This is a genomic window from Acidovorax sp. CF316 (assembly GCF_000276605.1).
Lineage (GTDB): Bacteria > Pseudomonadota > Gammaproteobacteria > Burkholderiales > Burkholderiaceae_C > Acidovorax.
The window spans coordinates 59752-82528 of the sequence record NZ_AKJX01000097.1 but is presented as its reverse complement, the minus strand read 5'-3'; the positions used below and the strand labels follow the sequence as shown (position 1 = coordinate 82528).

The following is a 22777-nucleotide window of genomic DNA, read 5'->3' as shown; positions in this document are numbered from 1 at the left end:
CCCTTTGCCACCGGTGCAGTTGCCGGCAACTGCACACCACCCGATTCCAAACTCCCTTACCGACCCGCCATGAACGCACTTCTTTCCGTCTCCGACAAAACCGGCATCGTTGAATTTGCAGAGGCGCTGCATGCGCTGGGCATCAGGCTGCTGTCCACCGGAGGCACGGCCAAGCTGCTCGCCGACAAGGGCCTGCCCGTGACCGAGGTGGCCGAGGTCACCCAGTTCCCCGAAATGCTCGATGGCCGCGTGAAGACCCTGCACCCCAAGGTGCACGGCGGCCTGCTGGCGCGCCGCGAACTGCCCGAGCACATGGCGGCGCTCAAGGAGCACGGCATCGACACCATCGACCTGCTGGTGGTCAACCTCTACCCCTTCGAGTCCACCGTGGCCAAGGCCGGCTGCACGCTGGCCGATGCCATCGAGAACATCGACATCGGCGGCCCCGCCATGGTGCGCAGCGCCGCCAAGAACTGGAAGGACGTGGGCGTGCTGACCGACGCCTCGCAGTACCCCGCCGTGCTGGCCGAGCTCAAGGCCGCGGGCAAGCTCTCCGACAAGCTGCGCTTCGCGCTGTCGGTGGCCGCCTTCAACCGCATCGCCCAGTACGACGGAGCGATCAGCGACTACCTCTCCTCCGTCACCTTCGAGGAAGAGAAGCTCTCGGAAACCTACGTGCCCACCCGTGCCCAGTTCGCCGGCCAGAGCAACGGCATCTTCACCAAGGTGCAGGACCTGCGCTACGGCGAAAACGCGCACCAGCAGGCCGCGCTGTACCGCGACCTGCACCCCGCGCCCGGCTCGCTGGTTACCGGCGTGCAACTGCAGGGCAAGGAACTGTCGTACAACAACATCGCCGACGCCGATGCCGCGTGGGAATGCGTCAAGAGCTTCGAGATCCCGGCCTGCGTCATCGTCAAGCATGCCAACCCCTGCGGCGTGGCCGTGGGCCTGGACGCGCTGGACAGCTACAGCAAGGCCTTCCAGACCGACCCCACCAGCGCCTTCGGCGGCATCATCGCCTTCAACCGCCCGGTGGACGGCAAGGCCGCGCAGCAGATCTCCAAGCAGTTCGTCGAGGTGCTGATGGCACCCGACTTCACGGCCGAGGCGCTCGAGGTCTTCAAGGCCAAGGCCAATGTGCGCCTGCTCAAGATCGCGCTGCCCGCGCATGGCGGCAGCACCGACTGGCAGCGTGGCCGCAATGCCATGGATGCCAAGCGCATCGGCTCGGGCCTGCTGCTGCAGACCGCCGACAACCATGAGCTGTCGCTGATCGACCTCAAGGTCGTGACCCAGAAGCAACCCACGCTCGAAGAGATGGAAGACCTGCTGTTCGCGTGGAAGGTGGCCAAGTACGTCAAGAGCAACGCCATCGTCTTCTGCAAGGGCGGCATGACCATGGGCGTGGGCGCCGGCCAGATGAGCCGCCTCGATTCGGCGCGCATCGCCAGCATCAAGGCCGGCCATGCCAACCTGAGCCTGCAGGGCACCGTGGTGGCCAGCGACGCCTTCTTCCCCTTCCGTGACGGCCTGGATGTCGTGGTCGATGCCGGCGCCACCTGCGTGATCCAGCCCGGCGGCTCCATGCGCGACAACGAAGTCATCGATGCCGCGAACGAGCGCGGCGTGTCCATGGTGTTCAGCGGCGTGCGCCACTTCCGGCACTGAGTCGGTGGCGATGCCATCGGCATCGCCCTCTCACCACGAGGAAAGGCGGCCGGGCCGCCTTTCCTATTTGGGTCCGCGCTGCGCGCCACCCGCAGCGCACGAGCTGGGCGCGACCTAGACCAGCGCCCCCGTGCAAGGGCCGCCAAGCCGCGTAGGCGGCGCTTCGCTTGAGTGCACTGGGGGCGCCCCCCTCCCGAATCGCGCAGCGAGTCGAGAGAGGGGTGAAGACGCGAAGCGGCTCAGGGGGTGTTTATCAAGCCTGCACGATGCGTCCGCGGCCGGCGGCGCCGGCCAATACCTTGAGCGACTTGCCGGTGCTGGCGGTGTAGCCACGGCTGGTGATGGTGTTCACGTAGACCCAGTCGGCGCGGCATTCGGTGGCCGTGGCGGTGAGCAGCATGTAGCCGCGGCGCGAGGTGTCGCAGTACTTGAGCGGCTGGATCAGCTGCTGCAGAGCGCCGGCCAGCACGGCCGGGTTTTCCTTGGGCAGGTACTCCTCGAAGCCCGGCGAGGTGACGGACGAGGTGGCGAACTCCACGCCCACGGCGTTGCCGCCCATGTCGGCCAGCTCGTTGGCCCAGGCGTTGTGCGTGTCGCCCGAGAGCACCACCAGGTTCTTGTTCAGGCCGCGTGCCATGCCCAGCACGGTCTCGCGTGCGGCCTGGTAGCCGTCCCAGGCATCGAGGTTGTAGGGGATCGACGGCTGGGCCAGCACACCCTTTTCGGTGGCGGTCAGCGTGGCAGGGGCCGTCTGCGCCTTGGCGACGATCGCTGCGTACTGGGACACGCTCACGCCGGCCCCGGGCTGCATGGTGTCGATGAGGATGGGTGCGGGGATGTTCATGCGGCCCATCAGCACCTGCTGGCCCAGCACCTGCCAGGTGGCGCTCGATGCAGCCATCTGTTGCTGCAGCCACTGGGTCTGCGTGGCGCCCATGAGCTGGCGCGTGGGGGAGCCCACGGCGGCCGTGAAGCCGGCGGCGTCGAAGCCGCTGGCCGTGAAGAAGCGGGTGTAGTCGGCCTGTTCGTCGCGCCCGATCACGCGCGTATCGAGCATGTGCAGCGCCACCAGGTCGCCAAACGCGAAGCTGCGGTAGATCAGCTCGGGCTGCGCGTTGCGCGTGGGCATCCACTCGTGGTAGGCCTGCATCGCCGCCGCCTTGCGCGCCGCGAAACTGCCTTCGGTGGCGCTCTGGTGGTTCTCGGCCCCGTTGGCCCAGGTGTCGTTGGTGATCTCGTGGTCGTCCCACACGGCGATCATGGGGGCCGCCGCGTGCAGGGCCTGCAGGTCGGGGTCGGTCTTGTACTGGGCGTGGCGCGTGCGGTAGTCGGCCAGCGACAGGATCTCGCCCGCGGGCTGTGCCAGGCGGCCCAGGGCCCCGGCGTTGGCGGAGGCATAGCCGCCACGGGCGTATTCATACAGGTAGTCGCCCAGGTGCACCGTGGCATCGAGGTCGTTGCGGCGGGCCGCGTCGGCGTAGACGTTGAAGTAGCCCGTCGGGTAGTTGGCGCACGAGAACACCGCCAGCCGCACCTGCGCCACGCCGCCCGCTGGCAGGGTGCGCGTGCGCGCCGCCGGCGAGGTGCTGGCGTAGGCCGTGAAGCGGTAGTGGTAGGTGGTGGCGGGCTTGAGGCCGGTGGCATCGACCTTGACGGTGAAGTCGCGGGCTGCCGTGGCCGATGCCGTGCCCTGGGCCACCAGGTTGGCAAAGGCGGCATCGCTGGCCACCTCCCAGCGCACGGGGATGTCCTCACCGTGGTTGGCCGGTGGGGTGACGCGCGTCCACAGCATGACGCGGTCGCCCAGGGGGTCGCCGCTGGCCACGCCGTGGTCGAAGCGCACCTCGGGCGGGCTGTCGCTGCCGCCGCAGGCAGCCAGCGGCAGGGTGCCCAGCGCCGCGGCGCCCAGGGCCAGCTGGCGCACGAAGTTGCGCCGGCTGCTCTGCGCGTCCTCTTCGGGCGTGCCGGCCTGCAGCAGGTTGGTCAGCGGGCGTCGGGGATCGTGGGGAGGGTGGCTCATGGTGGGGTGGTCCATTGGTGTCCGTTGGTATCCGCCAAGGCTCGCATGGCGGTGTGACGGACCGATGAACGGCCACCCCGCCGTCAGCGCCCGTGTGGCGTGGCGGCCCCGAAGTCCATGGGCAAGCCCACGTAGTTCTCGGCCAGCGCAGTCGATGCGGCGCGCGAATGGATCAGGTAGTCGAGCTCGGCCTCCTGCATCTTCTGCCCGAACTCGCCGGTGTCCGGGAAACGGTGCATCAGCGAGGTGAACCACCACGAGAAGCGCTCGGCGCGCCAGACGCGGCGCAGGCTGCGGTCGGAGTAGGTGTCGATGCCGGCGCTCGACCGGTCGCCGTAGTAGTCGGCGAAGGCATTCCATAGGTAGCCCACGTCGCTGGCCGCCAGGTTCAGGCCCTTGGCGCCCGTGGGCGGCACGATGTGGGCCGCGTCGCCCGCGAGGAACAGGCGGCCGAAGCGCATGGGCTCGGCGACGAAGCTGCGCAGCGGGGCGATGCTCATTTCCAGCGCCGGACCGGTCACCAGGTTGTCGCGCGCCTCGGGGTCCAGCCGGTTGCCCAGTTCGGCCCAGAACTGGTCGATGCTCCAGTTCTCGACCTTGTCTGTGTCGGGCACCTGCAGATAGTAGCGGCTGCGCGTGGTGCTGCGCATGCTGCACAGCGCGAAGCCGCGCTCGGTGTTGGCGTAGATCAGCTCGTGCGAGACGGGCGGCACGTCGGCCAGCACGCCCAGCCAGCCGAAGGGGTAGACACGCTCGTAGGTCTTGAGCGCATCGGCCGGCACGCTGGCGCGGCACACGCCGTGGTAGCCGTCGCAGCCAGCGATGAAGTCGCAGCTGATCTCGTGCGTCTGGCCATCCTTCTCGTAGGTCACGCGCGGCTTGCCGCCGTCGAAATCGTGCACGCTCACGTTACCGGCCTCGTACACGGTGGTAAGGCCCGCGGCGGCGCGCGCATCCATCAGGTCGTGCGTGACCTCGGTCTGGCCGTACACCGTGACGCGGCTGCCGCCGGACAGCGCATGCAGGTCGATGCGGTGGCGCTGGCCCTTGAACAGCAGCTCGATGCCGTCGTGCGGCAGGCCCTGGGCATGGGCGCGGGCGCTCACGCCGGCTTTTTCCAGCAGGTCCATGGTGACCTGTTCGAGCACACCGGCGCGGATGCGGCCGAGCACGTAGTCGGCGCTGCGCTGCTCGATGATGACGGCGTCGATGCCGGATGTGTGCAGCAACTGGCCGAGCAGCAGACCGGCCGGGCCGGCGCCGATGATGGCAACCTGGGTACGCATGGGGGAACCTCGCAAAGCTGGGGAAAGTGAAGGCCCCGAGCACCGGCTCGAAGGCATGGCGCAAGCGTAGGTTGATGCAGGTCAACGCGGGATGCCGCCCGGCCGGTTGCGTGCGATGTGTGGACGCTTTGTGCGATCATCGCGCAATCCTTGCCGAGCCGACCGCTTTACCGACCATGACCCCCAGCGCCACCCCCATCGCCAAGGCTGACCTCATCGAGGGCATGGCCAAGGGCATGGCCGTGCTGGAGAGCTTCGACACCGAGCGCCAGCGCCTCAATGCCACGCTGGCAGCGCAGCGCACGGGGCTCACGCGGGCGGCGGCGCGCCGGCATTTGCTCACACTGGCGCACCTGGGTTACCTGGAGAGCGATGGCAGCTACTTCTGGCTGGCGCCCAAGGTGCTGCGCTTTTCGGGCAGCTACCTGGCCTCGGCCCGGCTGCCGCGCGTGCTGCAGCCCACGCTCAACCGCCTGGCCGCGCAGACCCAGCAGTCCTTCTCGGCGGTGGTGCTCGATGGCAGCGAGGTGGTGATCGTGGCGCGCAGCGGCGTCTACGGGGCTCCGTCCCGGGTGCTGGCCTATGGCCTGCACCTGGGTGCGCGGCTGCCGGCGCACCCCACGTCCACCGGGCGGGTGCTGCTGGCGGCGCTGGCGGCACCTGAGCTCACGGCCTGGCTCAAGGGCGCCACGCTGCAGCGGCTCACGCCCCACACCCTGACCCAGGTCGGCCCGCTGCGCCAGGCCATCGCCCGCGCGCGCCGCGACGACTGGTGCCTGGCGGTGGAAGAGCACGAACTGGGCGTGCACGCCCTGGCCGTGCCCCTGCGCAACCTGCAGGGGCAGACCGTGGCGGCGCTCAATGTGGTGGCCTCGCCCAAGCAGCTGGACGAGGGCAGCCTGCAGCGCGAGATGTTGCCGTTGTTGCAGGAGGCAGCCCGCGAGCTGCGCGGCCTGCTGTAGGTGCTTACTTCGCCAATGTCTTGAACACTTCGCGCGCGGCCGCCACCGTGGCGGCGATGTCCTCTTCGCTGTGGGCCGAGCTCACGAAGCCGGCCTCGTACAGCGCCGGCGCTATATAGATACCGCGGTCCAGCAGCCCATGGAACAGCTGGTTGAAGCGGGCGCTGTCGGTGGTCAGCACCTCGGGGTAGCTCTGGGGCAGCGTGGGCAAGAGGAAGAAGCCGAACATGCCGCCCTCGCTGTCGGCGCAAAAGGGCACGCCCTCGGCCGCGGCGGCGGCCTTGAGGCCATCCACCAAGGACTGCGTGCGGGCCGACAGGGCGTCGAAGAAGCCGGGCTTGGTGATCTCGCGCAGCGTGGCCAGGCCGCAGGCAGTGGCCACCGGGTTGCCCGACAGCGTGCCCGCCTGGTACACCGCGCCGATGGGCGCCAGATGCTCCATGATGGCGCGCGGCCCGCCAAAGGCCGCCAGCGGCATGCCGCCGCCGATCACCTTGCCCAGCACGGTGAGGTCGGGCTTGAAGCCGGGGATGCTCTTCGCGTACACCCCCTGGGCGCTGGTCAGGCCCACGCGGAAACCGGTCATCACCTCGTCGAGCACCAGCAGCGCACCGTATTCGGTGCACAGCTCGCGGCAGCGCTGCATGAAGGGCACGCTCGCGCGCACGAAGTTCATGTTGCCCGCGATCGGCTCGATCATCAGGCAGGCCAGTTCCTTGCCGTGCAGCGCGAAGGCCTCTTCGAGCTGGGCGATGTCGTTGTATTCGAGCACCAGGGTGTGCTGTACCACCTCGGGCGGCACGCCCGCGCTGGTGGCATTGCCGAAGGTGGCCAGGCCCGAGCCGGCCTTGACCAGCAGCGCATCGGCATGGCCGTGGTAGCAGCCGTTGAACTTGATGATCTTGCTGCGGCCCGTGGCGCCGCGCGCCAGGCGGATGGCGCTCATGCCGGCCTCGGTGCCCGAGCTGACCAGGCGGATCATCTCCATCGAGGGCACCAGGCCGATGATCTCCTCGGCCAGCTCCACCTCGCGCTCGGTCGGCGCGCCGAAGCTGAAGCCCTCCAGGGCCGCCTTCTGCACCGCCTCGAGCACGGCGGGGTGGCCGTGTCCGAGGATCATCGGGCCCCAGGAGCCGATGTAGTCGATGAAGCGCTGGTCGTTGGCGTCCCAGAAGTAGGCGCCCTGGGCGCGCTTGACGAAGCGCGGCGTGCCGCCCACGGCCTTGAAGGCCCGCACGGGCGAGTTCACGCCGCCGGGGATGAGCGCCTTGGCGCGTTCGAACAGGGGGATGTTGAGGTCAGTGCTTTGTGTCATGGGGGGGCATCACGAAACCTTCGAGGGCGTTGGTCTCGTCCAGGGTCTGTTCTTCGTCTTCTCCGTCCTCGTCCTCGGGTTGGGCCCAGAACATGCGGTCGGGCACGATGTGGCCCATGCCGGGGCGAAAGCCGGCGTCCAGGCAGCGGTCCAGGTAGCCCAGCGCCTCGCTGGTGGCCTCGCCCAGGTCGTTGCCGCTGGCCACCAGGGCCGTGAGCGCCGCCGACAGCGTGTCGCCCGCGCCCGAGAAGGTGGCGTCGAAGAGCTCGAACTTGCCGCTGCCCAGCACCGTCTGCGGCGAGGCCAGCACGTTCTCCACGAACTGCTCGGGCAGGGGGATGCCAGTGACCAGGGTGTAGGGCACGCCCATCTCCGAGGCGGCCCGGGCGATGTCGCGCGCGGTCGGGCTGCGGTCGCTTTTCCAGTCCGGCAGCAGCCAGCGCCACAGCGTGCTGTGGTTTCCAACCAACACTGAAGTCTGCGGTAACAACAACTCGCGGAAGGCGTCCAAGTACTCGTCGATCTGCTCATCCGTCCACCAGGACAGGTTGGGCATGTACGCTATCACCGGCACCTCGTCATAGTCCGTGGTTATTTCGGCGATGGCGCTGATGTTCTCGGGGCTGCCCACGAAACCCACCTTGATGGCCTGCACCGGCATGTCCTCGAGCACCGCCCGGGCCTGCTCTGAGACGGCCTCGTCATCGAAGCTGAAATGGTCGAATATCTGCGCCGTATCACGTGCGTAGGCGCCTGTGACCACCGCGATGGGGTGGCCGCCGACGGATGCGATGGTGGTGATGTCGGCCGTCAGGCCGCCGGCGCCGCTGGGGTCGCTGGCGTTGAAAACCAGCACGCAGGCCGGGCTGGCTTCTTCGCCGGATGCGTCGTCGGCGTCACCGATGTCGGAGGGGGGGAGTGCAGATGAGGTCATGGGCCAGTGGCAGCATAGGGGGTGGCAAGGAAGCCGCAGCCCGGGGAGATGACTAGATACAATCGTTGCATTCTATGTGAAGGCCCTTTAAGCTGTGACCGACTCTAAAACGTGGATGTGTTTGATTTGCGGGTGGATTTATGACGAGGCAGAGGGTGCGCCCGAGCACGGCATCGCCCCCAACACTCCCTGGGACCAGGTGCCCATGAATTGGACCTGTCCGGAATGTGGCGCCCGCAAGGAAGATTTCGAGATGGTTCAGATTTGATGCGCGGCTCCTGCCGCGCTGTTTATTTTTCCATCGGGAGCATTAGCAATTGACTACAACAGGCGCATCTTTCAAAGTGCTCGTGGTGGATGACAGCAATACCATCCGCCGAAGCGCCGAGATTTTTCTCAAGCAGGGGGGGCACGAAGTCTTGTTGGCAGACGACGGCTTTGATGCTTTGGCGAAAGTGAACGATTACCAGCCTCAGCTGATTTTCTGTGACATTCTCATGCCCAAGCTCGACGGGTACCAGACCTGCGCGATCATCAAGCGCAACGCCCGTTTCGCAGATACACCGGTGGTGATGCTGTCCTCCAAGGACGGCGTATTCGACAAGGCGCGCGGGCGCATGGTCGGCTGCCAGGAATATCTCACCAAACCGTTTACCAAAGACCAGTTGCTGCAGGCTGTGCAGCAATTCGGCAATTCCCAACAAGGAGCGATGTAATGCCCATCCAGAAAGTTCTGGTCGTCGACGATTCGAAGACCGAGTTGATGTTTCTGACGGACCTGCTGCAGAAAAAAGGCATGCAGGTGCGCACGGCCGAGAACGCCGAAGAAGCCTTCCGCCGCCTGGCCGAAGACAAGCCCGACCTGATCCTCATGGACGTGGTGATGCCTGGCCAGAACGGCTTCCAGCTCACGCGTGCCATCACCCGTGATCCGCTGTACGCCGACGTGCCCATCATCATGTGCACCAGCAAGAACCAGGAGACCGACCGGGTCTGGGGTATGCGCCAGGGTGCGCGCGGCTACATCACCAAGCCGGTGGATCCCGCCGAGCTGCAGGCCAAGATTGACGCGCTGAACTGAGGCAGCGGCGCGTTCATGGCCAACCGCGAAGCCCTCCGCGAGCTACAAGTCCGACTGGCCAGCCGCCTCCAGGCCGCCAGATCGGAAGGCTTGTCCGTATCGTCCTGGCTGGCTGTCGAGACAGCAGGACAGTACTACCTTCTGCCTCTCGCCCAATCGGGCGAGATTTTCCCCTGGGTCACCGTCCAGCCCGTGCCGTACACGCAAAGCTGGTTCCTCGGTGTCGCCAACCTGCGTGGCGGACTGGTCGGCGTGGCCGACCTCGCCGGCATGCTGGGCACCACGGTCACGCGCACCGAGCAAGCCCTGTCCGAGTCCAGCCTGCTGGCCTTCAACGCCGCGCTCGAAGTGAACGCCGCGCTGCTGGTGGACAAGCTGGCCGGCCTGCGTGGTACGGAGTCCTTCGTGTCGTCCGAACCCCCTGCGCCGGAATCTCCCGCATTCTTCGGCACCACCTACATCGATGCAGGTGGTGCGCGCTGGCAGGAGCTCAATCTGCAAATCCTGTCCCAACATCCCGCTTTCCTGAGCATCAGTGCTTGAGTTTTTCTGTAAGGCTGCACCATGTCCGTCGTCAATCAATTTGGAAAACTGTTCAACCGGAAGCCCGGTGCGCCGGACGCCGCAGCGGGCAACGCTGCGGCCGATGACGGCCAGGACGCACTGGGGACCGGTTCGCTCGAGGCAGCCGCGCTGCGCGAGTACCAGAGCGACGCGATGAACAGCGTGCAGGGCGATCCCGGTGGCTATGCCCCCGAGCTCTCCGAACCCGATAGCGACGACGACCTGATCTCCCTGCCGGTGCTGGGTACCTCCACCGCCGCCGGCCACCAGCGCCGCCTGCTGGCCCTGCTGGCCGTTGGTGTGGTGGTGCTGGGCGGCATTGCCTACTGGGTGCTGGTGCAGGCGGACCGCTCCGCACAGCAGCTGGCGTCTACCGGCCAGTCCCTGATGCAGTCGCAGCGTCTGGCCAAGTCGGTGTCGCAGGCCCTGGTGGGTAGCCCACAGGCCTTCCCCGACGTGGTGGAAAGCTCGGGCGTGCTGGCGCGCAACGTGCGCGCCCTGACCGCTGGTGACGCCGAGCTGGGCGTGCAATCGCTGGGCGAGCCCTACAAGCCCGACCTGGACGCCGTGACGCCGCTGATGGAGCGCGCCGAGCGCAACGCCGGCGTGGTGATGGGCCAGCAAAAGATCCTGACCCAGGTGGGCGACGCTCTGCGCACCATCAACCGCCAGTCGTCCGACCTGCTCGAAATCGCCGAAACGGTGTCCTCGCTCAAGCTGCAGCAGAACGCTCCCGCCGCCGAGATCTCGGCCGCCGGCCAGCTCGTGATGCTGACGCAGCGCATCGGCAAGTCCGCCAACGAATTCCAGACCATGGAAGGCGTGAGCCCCGAGGCCGTGTTCCTGCTTGGCAAGGACTTGAACTCGTTCAAGGAAATCGCCCAGGGCCTGCTCGATGGCAGCCCCGAACTGCGCCTTGGCGCCACCAAGGACGCACAGACCCGCGAGCAGCTCGACGGCCTCGTGAAGCTGTACGAACAGACCCGCACGCAGGCCAGCGCCATTCTGGGCAACCTGCAAGGCCTGGTGTCCGCCCGTGAAGCACAGTCCGCCATCATTGCCGACAGCGAACCGCTGCGCCGCCAGCTCGAAGGCCTGCAGAGCAAGCTGTCCGCACAGACTGGCCTGGGTGCCGGCCAGATCGCGGCCCTGGGCCTTGCCGGCCTGTTCGTGCTGCTGTGCGGTATCGGCATTTCGCGCGTCCAGCTGCTGGACAGCCGTGGCCGCCAGACCGCTGCCGAATCGCAACAGAAGGACGCCAAGCGCCAGGAACAGGAAGCCAAGCGCGTCAACGACGCCAACCAGGCCGCCATTTTGCGTTTGATGAACGAACTGCAGTCGGTCGCTGAAGGCGATCTGACCCAGGAAGCCACCGTGACCGAGGACATCACCGGCGCCATCGCCGACTCGGTGAACTATACGGTGGAAGAACTGCGCCAGCTGGTGGGCAGCGTGCAGAACACGGCGACCCGCGTGGCCCAGACGACGGCGCAGGTGGACTCCACCTCGACCGAACTGCTGGCCGCTTCGACCGAGCAGCTGCGCGAAATTCGCGAAACCGGCCGCTCGGTGCTCGACATGGCGAGCCGAATCAACGAAGTGTCCACGCAGGCGCAAGAGTCGGCCACTGTGGCCCGCCAATCGCTGCAAGCGGCCGATTCCGGTCTGCAGGCCGTGCAGAACGCCATCGGCGGTATGAACTCCATCCGCGACCAGATCCAGGACACCTCCAAGCGCATCAAGCGCCTGGGCGAATCCTCGCAGGAGATCGGTGAAATCACCGAGCTGATTTCCGACATTACCGAACAGACGAACGTGCTGGCCCTGAACGCCGCCATCCAGGCCGCATCCGCTGGTGAAGCCGGCCGCGGCTTCTCGGTGGTGGCCGAAGAAGTGCAGCGCCTTGCTGAACGTTCTGCAGACGCCACGCGCCAGATTTCGGCGCTCGTGAAAGCCATTCAGACCGACACCCAGGATGCCGTGGCCGCTATGGAGCGCTCCACGCAGGGTGTGGTGGAAGGGGCCCGGCTGTCCGACAGCGCAGGTACCGCACTGACCGAGATTGACCGCGTGTCGCGCCGCCTTGCCGAGCTGATCGAACAGATCTCGTCCTCGACCTCCCGCGAAGCCGTTCTGGCCAACGAAGTGGCCGACAACATCCAGCACATTTTTGCCGTGACGGAGCAGACCGGAGAAGGTACCCGCACGACGGCCCAGCAGGTGCGCGAACTGTCGCACATGGCCGAAGAACTGCGCCAGTCTGTCGCCCGTTTCAAGATCGCCTGAGGCGATCCGTAGTCATCAACCAGCTGGCTCATTGCAGCCGGGGACGAACCCATGCCATCTATTGATGTCAAAAATGCACCGGCCGCAGACTGGACCCAGGGAGATCAGGACCTGGGTCCTTTGGCTTGGGTGCTCGACGAACTGCGCAAATCTCTGGGCGGTGCCGTCAAGTCCATGCGCCGCTTCGTGCGCGACGTGGAAACCGCCAACGAATCCGATCTGGCCGCGCTCGACGCCGGTGCCCTGCGCATCGCACGCCAGCAGCTGCACCAGGCCAGCGGTGCGCTCGAAATGGTGGGCATGGGCCCGCCAGCGCTTGTGCTGCGCGCCATGGAGGCTGCAGTACAGCGCTTCGTGCAGCGCCCCGAGCTGTGCACCGACGAGGCCACGAACACCATCGAGAAGGCCAGCTTCGGCCTGATCGAGTTCCTGGAAAGCGTGCTGGCCGGCAAGTCCGTCTCGGCCGTGGCCCTGTTCCCCCAATACCGCGATGCCCAGGCCCTGGCCGGCGCCGAGCGCGTGCACCCGGCCGACCTGTGGCCCGTGGAGCGGCGCTTCCGTGAGCCCGAGGTCACCATCCCCGCGGAACCCCTGCCGTACGGACCCCAGGCGCGCGGCCAGCTGGACGCGGCCGTGCTGCGCATCGTCAAGTCGGGCGACCTCAAGGCCGCCCGCGCCATGTACGAAACCTGCCTGGGCTTCGTGTCTGCCCAGCAGGACCGCCAGTCGCGTGCGTTCTGGAAGATCTGCGCCGCCTTCTTCGAGGCCTTTGCCGGCGGCCTGCTGCCGCCCGACGTGTACGTGAAGCGCGTGGCCTCGCGCGTGCTCATGCAGTACGCCACCCTGGCCAAGGGCGATCAGACCATCGCCGACCGCCTGGTACAGGACCTGCTGTTCTTCTGCTCGCAGACCACCGTGCCAGAGGGCGCGGCAGCCAAGTTCCCCGCGCTGATGACGGTGCGCCATGCCTTCAGCCTGGACCGCTTCAAGCCCGTGGACTACGACACCGCGCGCTTCGGCCGGTTCGACCCGGCCGTGCTGGCCCAGGCCCGAAAGCGCATTGCCGCCGCCACCGAAACCTGGTCGGCCCTGGCCGGCGGTGACCGCAACAAGATCAAGCCCGCCGCCGACCAGTTCAGCCTGGTCTGCGACTCTCTGCGCAAGCTCAGCCCGGGCAGCGAGCAACTGGCCACGGCACTCACGCAGGTGATGGACGCCACCACCAAGTCCGGTGAACCGCCATCGGCCGCGCTGGCCATGGAAGTGGCCACCTCGGTGCTGTACCTGCAGGCCGCGTTCGAGGAACTCGACGCCGCCGAAGACCAGATGGCCGAGCGCGCCGCCCGCCTGTCCGAGCGGCTGGCCGCCGTGGGCGCCGGTGCCGAGCCCGAGCCCCTGGAAGCCTGGATGGAAGAGCTGTACCGCCGTGTCAGCGACAACCAGACCATGGGCAGCGTGGTGGACGAACTGCGCGCCACCCTGGCCGAGGCCGAAAAGTCGCTGGACCTGTTCTTCCGCGACCCCAAGGACACCGCGGTGCTGGCCCCCGTGCCGGGCCACATGGCGCAGATGCGCGGCGTGCTGTCGGTGCTGGGTCTGGACCAGGCTTCGCTGGCCGTTGTGCGCATGCGCGACACCGTCGACCGCCTGCTGATCAACGACATCCCCGAGGAAGAGCGCCAGCCCGCCTTCGAAAAGCTGGGCAGCAGCATGGGGGCTCTGGGCTTCCTGATCGACATGCTGAGCTACCAGCGTGCCATGGCACGCAAGCTCTTCGTCTACGACGAGGAGCAGGGCGAGCTGCGCATCCTCACCGGCCGCACCCGTTCGCGCGCCACCGACAACACCCAGGAAGTCACGCCCGCCAAGCTCGAAGAGCGCGCCGCTATTCCGCTGCCCGACGTGGTACCGCGCTTCCCGGTCGAAGAGCCCGAAAGCGCGCCCACCGATTTCTCGCCCCTTCCCGGCGAATTCGCGGAGCCGGCCCCCGCGCCCGCGCCGGTCGAGCAACTGGCCCCCGACATCGGCTTTGGCCACTTGGGCGCGGCCCCCGTGGCGCCCCCGGCCGCACCGGTTCCCGCCGTGTCGGGACCGGTGGTGCGTCCCCCGGTCGCGGTCGAGGACGAACTGCTCGAGATCTTCCTCGAGGAAGCGCGCGAAGTCGTCGCCACCGGCCTGACCGCCATCGCCACCCTGCGCAACGAGCCGGGCGAGCTGAGCGAGCAGACCACGCTGCGCCGTGCCTTCCACACCCTGAAGGGCAGCTCGCGCATGGTCGGCCTCAACGACTTCGGCGAAGCCGCCTGGTCGATGGAGCAGGTGCTCAATGCCTGGCTGGCCGAGCAAAAGCCCATGAAGGGGCCGCTGCTGCAGCTGTCCACCGACACCCTGCATGCCTTTGGCGACTGGGCGGACAGCCTGGCCTCGGGCAGCCCCACGCACTGGCAACCCGAGGCCTTCCGCAAGGCCGCGGAAGCCATGCGCCAGGATGGCACCCTGCTGTCCCTGACCTCGACCGCCGCCGAGCCGGCTGCTGCGCCCGCTCCTGAGCCCGCCGCCGAGGTGCCGCAGCTGATCGACGTGCCCGCCGAACTGCCCGAGGCCGTGCCCCAGGCGGTGGAAGACTTCGCGCCCGTGCCCGAGCTGATCGATGTGCCGGCCCTCTCCGAGCCTGTGCCCGAGGCCGTGGAACTGCCGCTGGAGGAAGAGGAAATCGTCCACGCCGACTTCGTCTCCACCGAAGTCCCCGAGGACGCCCTGGAGCCCGAGATCATCGCGGTCGAGGCCCCCAAGGAAGTGCCCGACACCAGCTCCACGGTCACCGAAGAGATCGATTTCGCGGTGTTTGCCGAGGCGGTCGCCCAGGTGCCCGACACCCCTCAAACGCAGCCTGCCATCGAGCTCCCCGTGGTGGCCGAGCCGGTCGCGGCAGCGCCTGCCGGGGTCGACTTCGACCTGCCGATGCTCGACACCTTCGAGATCGCGGCAGAACCCGCGCCGGCACCCGTGCCCGAGCCCGTGGTGGCGGCCGCGTCCGATGTGCCGTTCGAATTCCAGCTCGACGACCAACTGCTCGACGCCGGCGCCCCGGCCCCCGCACAGCCCGAGCCCGAAGCTCTGCTGGCCGTGGTTCCCGAGCCTGTTGCGCCCGCCGAAGAGCTGCCGCAGTCCCTGCCCGAAGTGCTGCCCGAGGTGTTGCCCGACGTCGCAGCCAGCCCCGTGGCGCCAGCGGTCACCCCGGCGCCGGCTCCCGTGGCCGAAGAGGCCTCCTTCGACGAAGCGGTCAAGGTCATCGAGACGCTGCGCATCGGCATCCCGCTGTACAACGTCTACCTCAACGAAGCCGACGAATGGTCGCGCCGCCTGGCCACCTGCCTGCAGGAATGGTCGCTGGAACTGCACGAGCCCCTGCCGGACACGGCCGTGGCGCTGGCGCATTCGCTGGCGGGCAGTTCCGCCACCGTGGGCTTCACCGCACTGTCCGATCTGTCCCGCGTGCTCGAGCATGCGCTGCAGCATGTGCAGCTGCAGACGCGCGGCACCAAGGAGCAGGCCCAGGTCTTCTTGGACTCGGCCGAAGACATCCGCCGCCTGCTGCACCAGTTCGCTGCCGGCTTCCTCAAGGAGCCGAGCCAGGAGGTGTTGGCCGCGCTGCGCCTGATCCTCGAGACCGAGGTCGACAACACACTCTCCCCCGAGGAAGAGGATGCCGAGGTGGGCATCGAGGCCGTGGCCGAGCCCGAACCAGAGCCCCAACCCGAGCCGGAGCCGGAGCCCGAGCCGGAGCCCGAGCCGGAGCCCGAGCCTGTCGTGGCGCCGGTGGTGGTGCCCACGGGCCATGTGGCGCCCGCGCTGTCGCCCGTGGTGCACGACGACCACGGCTACGAGCATGAGCAGGAGGTGGACGACGCCATCGCCCGCGCCGTGGAGCTCTCGTCCGACATCGACGACGACATCGACGCCATCGACGTGATCGACCCCGACCTCTTCCCGATCTTCGAGGAAGAGGCCCAGGAACTGCTGCCCCAGCTCGGCGGCGCCCTGCGCCAGTGGGCCTCGCGCCCCGACAACCTGGGTGCCCGCAGCGAAGTGCTGCGCGCCCTGCACACGCTCAAGGGCAGCTCGCGCCTGGCTGGCGCCATGCGCCTGGGTGAAATGGCCCACCGCCTGGAATCCGCCATCGAGCAGCTCGATGTGGAAACCGTCACCAGCGCCGAGATCGAGCCGCTGCAGGCCAACTTCGACGGCCTGCAGGCCAATTTCGCCGCCCTGAGCGCCATCGGCACCCAGGGTCCGGCAGATGCCGTCGTCGCGCTGCCCGTGCCAGCCCGTGCCGAAGCCCCTGTGGCCGAGGCACCCGCTACTGCTGCTGCTGTCGCCCCGGTGGAGCGGCCAGCCGCCCTCGCGGCCCCGGCCGTGCGCCTGCCCGCAGCCTCGCAACTGGCCCCGCTGCGCGTGGCGGCCAACCAGTCGGTGCGCGTGCGTGCCCAGCTGCTCGACCGCCTGGTCAACCAGGCCGGCGAGGTCATGATCAGCCGCTCGCGCCTGGACGTGCGCCTGTCGCAGTTCCGCTCCTCGCTGACCGACCTGTCGGGCAACCTGGACCGCCTGCGCCTGCAACTGCGCGACATCGAAGTGCAGGCCGAATCGCAGATGCAGTCGCGCCTGGCCCTGTCCAAGGACTCGGCGGCCGGCTTCGATCCGCTGGAGTTCGACCGCTTCACCCGCGTGCAGGAACTCACGCGCATGATGGCCGAGTCGGTCAACGACGTGGCCACCGTGCAGCGCAACCTGCAGCGCACCATGGAAGGCGCCGAAGACGACCTGATCGCCCAGGGCCGCCAGGCACGCGAACTGCAGCGCGACCTGCTGCGCACCCGCATGGTGGAGTTCGAAGGCATTGCCGAGCGCCTGTACGCCGTGGTGCGCCAGGCCTCCAAGGAAACCGGCAAGCAGATCAAGCTGGATATCACCGGCGGCTCCATTGAAATGGACCGCGGCGTGCTGGACCGCATGACGCCCGCCTTCGAGCACTTGCTGCGCAATTGCGTGGCCCACGGCATCGAGAACCCCGAGGCCCGCGTGGCCGCCGGCAAGCCGGCATCGGGCACCATCACCGTGGATCTGCACCACGAAGGCAACGACGTGTCGGTCGAGTTCCGCGACGACGGTGCCGGCCTGAACCTGCCGCGCATCCGCGAGAAAGCCATCGCCCAGGGCCTGATCGAGCCTGGCCTGGAGCTCAGCGATGGCGACGCCGCCAACCTGATCTTCACGCCCGGTTTCAGTACCGCCAGCGAAGTCACCGGCCTGGCTGGCCGCGGTATCGGCATGGACGTGGTGCGCTCGGAAATCAACGCCCTGGGTGGCCGCATCGAGACCACCACCGAAACCGGCAAGGGTGCCGCCTTCCGCATGGTGCTGCCGCTGACCACGGCCGTGACGCAGGTGGTGATGCTGCGTGCCGGCGACCTGTCCATCGGCGTGCCCGCCAACCTGGTGGAAATCGTGCGCCGCACCTCGGTGGCCGACCTGCAGGAAGCCTACAAGGCCGGCCACTTCGACGACGGCCTGGAGCAATTGCCGTTCTTCTGGGCTGGTGCGTTGCTGCAGTCGTCTGCCCGCAGCCATGAATCGGTCGGCAAGACGCGCCCCGTGGTGGTCTTCCGAAGCGCCTCGCAGCGCATCGCCATGCACGTGGACGAAGTGCTGGGCAACCAGGAAGTGGTGGTGAAGAACCTCGGGCCGCAGCTGTCGCGCCTGCCCGGCCTGGCCGGCATGTCCGTGCTGGCCTCGGGTGCCGTGGTGCTGATCTACAACCCGGTGGCCCTGTCCACGGTGTACGGCGACCAGGTGCGTAGCGCCAGCGCCGAGCTGCCGATGGTCAACGACCGGGTGGACGCCAAGGGCGCGGCCGTGGCGCCGCTGCCCTCGGGCGTCAGCCAGGTGCCGTTGATCCTGGTGGTGGACGATTCCATCACCGTGCGCCGCGTCACGCAGCGCTTGCTGCAGCGCGAAGGTTATCGCGTGGCCTTGGCGGCCGATGGCCTGCAGGCGCTGGAGCGGCTGCAGGACGAGCGCCCCACGGTGGTGCTGTCGGACATCGAAATGCCGCGCATGGACGGCTTCGACCTGGCGCGCAACATCCGCGCCGACGGCGCCCTGCGCGACCTGCCCATCATCATGATCACCTCGCGGATCGCCGAAAAGCACCGCGAGCACGCCATGGAGCTCGGGGTGAACCACTACCTGGGCAAACCTTACTCGGACGAAGAGCTGCTCAGCCTGATCCAGCACTACGCCCGCATCGCCGCTGCCGCAGAGGCCTGACAAACCACCCGACGCCTGCATCCCTCACCGGTGCAGGCGTTGGTGTTTGTGGGGACCTGCGGCTTTTTCGTGTCTGTCTGCCTGACCTGAGGTACCGATGGAGTCGACTTCACCTGCCGGCGACAGCCGGTTGCTGGCCTGTCTGGCCCTTGTGGCGCGCGAAGGCGCGTCCGACCTGTTCCTGCTTGCGGGCGCCTCGCCCACGGTCAAGCGCCAGGGCCTGTACGTGCCCATTTCGCGCCAGGTCATGGGCGCCGACGACATCCGCATGATGGCCTACTCGGTGATGCGCAAGGCGCAGCGCGAGGAGTTCGAGGCCACCATGGAGTGCGACCTCTCGTACACCACGCCCGATGGCGAGCGCTTTCGTTTCAACATCCACATGCAGCGCGGGCAGGTCGGCATCGTGGTGCGGCACGTGGTGTCCAACATTCCGCAACTCGACCAGTTGGGCCTGCCGCCGGTGCTCAAGCAGCTGGCGTTCCTCAACGGCGGGCTGATCCTCACCGTGGGCGCCGCCGGCTCCGGCAAGACCACCACGCTCGCGGCCATGCTGGACCACCGCAACGAGCACGCCAACGGGCACATCCTCACCATCGAGGACCCGATCGAGTACCTGCACAACCACAAGAAATCCCTGGTGACCCAGCGCGAGGTGGGCCTCGATACCCTGTCCTACGATGAGGCCCTGCGCCGCGCCATGCGCGAGGCGCCCAGCGTGATCCTGATCGGCGAGATCCGCGACCGCGCCACCATGCAACATGCGCTGCACTACGCGCAGTCGGGCCACCTGTGCGTGTCCACCCTGCACGCGCACAACGCCAGCCAGTCGGTGCAGCGCATCCTCAACTTCTTTCCCGAGACGGCCCACCAGCAGCTGCTGATGGACCTGTCGCTGAGCTTGAAGGCCGTGATCGCCCAGCGCCTGATCAAGAGCGTCAAGGGCACCCTGGTGCCCGCCACTGAGGTCATGTTGCTCACCCCCTTTGTCGCCGACCTGATCCAGAAGGGCCAGGTCGACGAGCTCAAGACCGCCATCATCCGCGGCACCGAGCAGGGCATGGGCAGCTTCGACCAGTCGCTGCTGGCCCTGGTGGAGGCCGGCGCCATCACCCCCGCCGAGGCCGTGGCCAATGCCGACAACCGCACCGACGTCACCTTGCGCCTGCGCCTGGCGTCCGGCAACGGGCTGGCCATCGACGATGGCGGCATGCAGATGGCCGAGAAGCCGCGCGACCCCATTTCGCGGTTCTGACCCTGCCCAGCGGGGCCAGGCCCCGCACCCTCAGTCCGCCGCCGCCTTCACCACCGCATAGCGTTCCAGCGTGCGCTGGCGTGCCTCGTCGTGGTCCACGATGGGGTGCGGGTAGGTGCTGCCCAGCACCACGCCGGCTGCCTGCAACTCCAGCGGCTTGGCCTTCCAGGGCGCGTGCAGGGCGGCGTCGGGCAGGGTGGCCAGCTGCGGCAGGTACTTGCGGATGAACTGGCCCCGGGCGTCGAACTTCTCGCTCTGGCTCACCGGGTTGAAGATGCGAAAGTAGGGCTGCGCGTCGCAGCCGCTGGAGCTGGCCCACTGCCAGCCGCCGTTGTTGGCTGCCAGATCGAAGTCGTTGAGGTGGGTGGCGAAGTACGCCTCCCCCCAGCGCCAGTCGATGCCCAGGTCCTTCACCAGAAAGCTGGCCACCACCATGCGCAGCCGGTTGTGCATGTAGCCCGTCTGGTTGATTTGGGCCATGGCCGCATCCACCAGCGGGTAGCCCGTGCGGCCCTCGCACCAGGCCGCGAACAGTTCCTGGGCCTCGGGGCCGCTCTCCCACGCGATGGCGTCATAGGCCGGCTTGAAGCTGTGCTCCACCACATGCGGGTGGTGCGCCAGGATCTGGTGGTAGAAATCGCGCCAGACCAGCTCGCTGAGCCAGGTGGCGGCACCCTGGTTGCCCTTGATCGCCAGGCCGTGCGCCGTGCGTGCCAGCAGGCGCGGCGAGATGGTGCCAAAGCGCAGGTGCACGCTCAGGTAGCTCGGCCCCTTCACGGCCGGGAAATTGCGCGCATCCTCGTAGCGGCCGATGCGCTGCTGGAAGTCCTCGAACAGCGCCTGCGCCCCGCTTTCACCCGCCGGCAGGGCCATCCCCGCCGGCTCGAACCCCAGGGCCGCGAGCGGGGGCACCGCGTGCCCGTGCGCCTTGGGCCGGGGCGCCAGGCGGTGGGCGTGGCGCTCCACGGGGTAGCCCTTGAGGTAGAAGGCATCCACCTTCCTGAGCCAGGCGTTCTTGTACGGCGTGAACACGCTGTAGGGCTTGCCGGTCTGGGTCAGCACCTCGCCGCGCTCGAAGACCGTGTGGTCCTTGTAGGTGTGAAACGCCCGCCCGGCCGCTGCCAGCCGCGTGCGCACCCGGCTGTCGCGCGCCAGGGCCTGGGGCTCGTCGTCGTGGTTGGTGAACACGGCGTCCACCCCCAGTTCCACCGCCAGGGCGGGGATGGCATCGCTGGCCACCGCGTGCAGCACGATCAGACCCCCGGTGGCGTGGCCCGACAGGGTGCGCAGGCGCTCGTCGAGCTCGGCCAGCGATGCGCGGATGAACTCCACGCGCCGGTCCTTTTTGGGCAGCGGATCGAGGATTTCCGTGTCGAAAACGAAGGCGCAGTGCACTTTGCGGCACTCGGTCAGCGCGTGGTAGAGGGCCGCGTGGTCGCTGGCGCGCAGGTCGCGCCGGAACCAGACGAGACCGGTGGAATAAGAGGGCTCCATGTTCACCGTTAAAATTGCGAGATATGTCTATCGATTCTGCGCCCATCAACCTGACGCATCACTTCCTGATCGCGATGCCCGGTCTGGAGGATGCGTCTTTCGCGCGCAGTGTGGTCTACCTGTGCGAGCACAGCGAGCGTGGCGCGCTGGGGCTCATCATCAACAAGCCCACCGACATCACCCTGAAGGGCCTGTTCGACAAGGTCGACCTGTCCCTGCGCCGCGAGGACCTGCGCGCCGCCCCCGTCTTCTCGGGCGGCCCGGTGCAGACCGAGCGCGGCTTCGTGCTGCACGAACCCATGCTCATGGACAGTGCCGAGACCGAGGAATCGGCGTACGCCTCCACCATGACCATCCCCGGCGGCCTGGAGATGACCACCTCCAAAGACGTACTCGAGGCCCTGTCCACCGGCGCCGGCCCGCGCCGCGTGCTCATCACCCTGGGCTACTCGTCCTGGGGCGAGGGCCAGCTCGAATCGGAACTGGCCGAGAACGCCTGGCTCACCGTGGCGGCCGACCTGTCGGTGATTTTCGACACCCCCGTGACTGAGCGTTACGACCGCGCACTGGCCCTCTTGGGCCTGCAGGCCTGGATGCTCTCGCCCGAGGCGGGGCACGCATGACCGGCTTGCCCGTTCAGCCTGCCGTTCCTGCGCATTTCCAGACCTTTCTTGCTTTTGATTTCGGCACCAAGCGCACGGGCGTGGCCACGGGCAACCGCATGCTGCGCAGCGCCAGCCCGCAGGAGACCATCAAGGCCGAGGGCGCAGACGCCCGCTTCGTGCAGGTGGCCCAGCGCATCAAGGAGTGGCAGCCCGACGCCCTGGTGATCGGCGTGCCCTACCACCCCGATGGCGCGAGCCACGAGAACACCGAGCGCGCCCTGAAGTTCGGGCGCCAGTTGCGTGGCCGCTTCGGCCTGCCGGTGTTCGAGGTCGACGAGCGCTACAGCACCACCGAGGCCATCGCCGGTGGCGCCAAGGATGCCGACGCCGCCTCGGCCTGCATCATCCTGGAACAGTTTTTGAGGAATCTCCCATGACGACGCCTACCACCTCTTCACCGTCAGGCAGCCTGGTGCTCGATGCCGAGGCCCTGTACCGCGAGCTGCTGCGCGGCGTGCGCAGCATGATGAACAACCCGGGCGGCACCCACCTGGCGGGCATCGCCTCGGGCGGCGCCTGGTTGGCCGAGCGTCTGCAGAAGGACCTGGGGCTCGATGGCGCCCCCGGCGTGCTTTCGTCGGTGATGCACCGCGACGACTTCGCCCAGCGCGGCCTCGCGGCCGGCGCGCAGACCGCGCTGCCGTTCGACGTCAACGGTGCCGACATCATCGTGCTCGACGACGTGCTGTACACCGGTCGCACCATCCGCGCCGTGCTCAACGAGCTGTTCGACTACGGCCGCCCCGCCAGCGTGCGCCTGGCCGTGCTGGTGGACCGCGGCGGGCGCGAGCTGCCGGTGCACGCCGAGTTCGCGGCGGCGCGCGTGGCGCTGCCGGCCACGCAATCGCTGGCCCTGGCGCGCGACGAGCAAGGTGCTTTCCAATTCCAAGTCCACCAAGCCCGGGAGGCCTGAC

General features: G+C 68.0%; 17 protein-coding genes. 12 read left to right on the top strand and 5 right to left on the bottom strand.

Going from position 1 to position 22777, the window contains the following annotated elements; all coding sequences use genetic code 11:
- Positions 1 to 69: 69 nt before the first annotated feature.
- Positions 70 to 1671 carry a bifunctional phosphoribosylaminoimidazolecarboxamide formyltransferase/IMP cyclohydrolase gene (purH, locus tag PMI14_RS09330; protein WP_007853184.1) on the top strand — a complete coding sequence of 534 codons (1602 nt, stop codon included), beginning with the start codon at positions 70 to 72 and terminating at the stop codon, positions 1669 to 1671.
- Between the two features lie 253 nt (positions 1672 to 1924).
- Here the strand turns inward: purH and PMI14_RS09325 are convergent, their stop codons facing one another.
- Both PMI14_RS09325 and pobA read right to left on the bottom strand, forming a co-directional pair.
- A complete protein-coding gene (locus PMI14_RS09325; RefSeq protein WP_035203019.1) occupies positions 1925 to 3691 on the bottom strand; it encodes an alkaline phosphatase in 1767 nt (588 codons plus the stop codon).
- Between the two features lie 83 nt (positions 3692 to 3774).
- Positions 3775 to 4977: a 4-hydroxybenzoate 3-monooxygenase gene (gene pobA, locus PMI14_RS09320; protein WP_007853177.1), complete on the bottom strand. Its 1203-nt coding sequence runs from the start codon at positions 4975 to 4977 to the stop codon at positions 3775 to 3777.
- Positions 4978 to 5153: 176 nt separating this feature from the next.
- On the opposite strand from pobA, the gene PMI14_RS09315 reads away from it, so the two are divergent.
- Positions 5154 to 5939, top strand: a complete 786-nt coding sequence (locus tag PMI14_RS09315) for an IclR family transcriptional regulator C-terminal domain-containing protein (RefSeq protein WP_007853174.1) — start codon at positions 5154 to 5156, stop codon at positions 5937 to 5939.
- 4 nt (positions 5940 to 5943) lie between these two features.
- Here the strand turns inward: PMI14_RS09315 and hemL are convergent, their stop codons facing one another.
- Together hemL and PMI14_RS09305 are read right to left on the bottom strand one after the other, a co-directional pair.
- Positions 5944 to 7254 carry a glutamate-1-semialdehyde 2,1-aminomutase gene (hemL, locus tag PMI14_RS09310; protein WP_007853171.1) on the bottom strand — a complete coding sequence of 437 codons (1311 nt, stop codon included), beginning with the start codon at positions 7252 to 7254 and terminating at the stop codon, positions 5944 to 5946.
- Positions 7238 to 8188, bottom strand: coding sequence for a bifunctional hydroxymethylpyrimidine kinase/phosphomethylpyrimidine kinase (locus PMI14_RS09305; protein WP_007853169.1), 951 nt, complete (start codon positions 8186 to 8188; stop codon positions 7238 to 7240). The genes hemL and PMI14_RS09305 overlap by 17 nt, the downstream gene beginning before the upstream one ends.
- Positions 8189 to 8282: 94 nt before the next feature.
- Between PMI14_RS09305 and PMI14_RS09300 the strand changes: the two genes are divergently transcribed.
- From PMI14_RS09300 to PMI14_RS09270, 7 genes are all read left to right on the top strand, one after another.
- The gene (locus tag PMI14_RS09300; protein ID WP_007853166.1) at positions 8283 to 8456 is read left to right on the top strand and encodes a rubredoxin; all 174 of its coding nucleotides are present in this window, start codon (positions 8283 to 8285) and stop codon (positions 8454 to 8456) included.
- A gap of 49 nt (positions 8457 to 8505) precedes the next feature.
- Entirely contained in the window at positions 8506 to 8904 is a 399-nt protein-coding gene (locus PMI14_RS09295) for a PleD family two-component system response regulator (protein WP_005796099.1), read from the top strand.
- The gene (locus PMI14_RS09290; RefSeq protein WP_007853160.1) at positions 8904 to 9269 is read left to right on the top strand and encodes a PleD family two-component system response regulator; all 366 of its coding nucleotides are present in this window, start codon (positions 8904 to 8906) and stop codon (positions 9267 to 9269) included. Before PMI14_RS09295 ends, PMI14_RS09290 begins: the two co-directional genes overlap by 1 nt.
- A gap of 15 nt (positions 9270 to 9284) precedes the next feature.
- Positions 9285 to 9812 carry a chemotaxis protein CheW gene (locus PMI14_RS09285; protein WP_007853159.1) on the top strand — a complete coding sequence of 176 codons (528 nt, stop codon included), beginning with the start codon at positions 9285 to 9287 and terminating at the stop codon, positions 9810 to 9812.
- Between the two features lie 21 nt (positions 9813 to 9833).
- Entirely contained in the window at positions 9834 to 12119 is a 2286-nt protein-coding gene (locus PMI14_RS09280) for a methyl-accepting chemotaxis protein (protein ID WP_007853157.1), read from the top strand.
- Positions 12120 to 12170: 51 nt separating this feature from the next.
- Positions 12171 to 18449, top strand: a complete 6279-nt coding sequence (locus tag PMI14_RS09275) for an Hpt domain-containing protein (RefSeq protein WP_007853155.1) — start codon at positions 12171 to 12173, stop codon at positions 18447 to 18449.
- Positions 18450 to 18546: 97 nt separating this feature from the next.
- Complete coding sequence (locus PMI14_RS09270) at positions 18547 to 19704, top strand: PilT/PilU family type 4a pilus ATPase (RefSeq protein ID WP_007853153.1); 1158 nt, start codon at positions 18547 to 18549, stop codon at positions 19702 to 19704.
- A gap of 30 nt (positions 19705 to 19734) precedes the next feature.
- On the opposite strand, the gene PMI14_RS09265 is transcribed toward PMI14_RS09270, so the two are convergent.
- On the bottom strand, positions 19735 to 21198 hold the full coding sequence (locus tag PMI14_RS09265) for a deoxyribodipyrimidine photo-lyase (RefSeq protein WP_007853152.1): 1464 nt from the start codon (positions 21196 to 21198) through the stop codon (positions 19735 to 19737).
- 23 nt (positions 21199 to 21221) lie between these two features.
- On the opposite strand from PMI14_RS09265, the gene PMI14_RS09260 reads away from it, so the two are divergent.
- From PMI14_RS09260 to pyrR, 3 genes are read left to right on the top strand one after another with little or no spacing between them, the layout of a single operon-like run.
- Positions 21222 to 21821: a YqgE/AlgH family protein gene (locus PMI14_RS09260; protein ID WP_007853150.1), complete on the top strand. Its 600-nt coding sequence runs from the start codon at positions 21222 to 21224 to the stop codon at positions 21819 to 21821.
- Positions 21818 to 22240, top strand: a complete 423-nt coding sequence (gene ruvX, locus PMI14_RS09255) for a Holliday junction resolvase RuvX (RefSeq protein WP_007853148.1) — start codon at positions 21818 to 21820, stop codon at positions 22238 to 22240. The genes PMI14_RS09260 and ruvX overlap by 4 nt, the downstream gene beginning before the upstream one ends.
- Entirely contained in the window at positions 22237 to 22776 is a 540-nt protein-coding gene (gene pyrR, locus PMI14_RS09250) for a bifunctional pyr operon transcriptional regulator/uracil phosphoribosyltransferase PyrR (protein WP_007853145.1), read from the top strand. The genes ruvX and pyrR overlap by 4 nt, the downstream gene beginning before the upstream one ends.
- Position 22777: the final 1 nt, after the last annotated feature.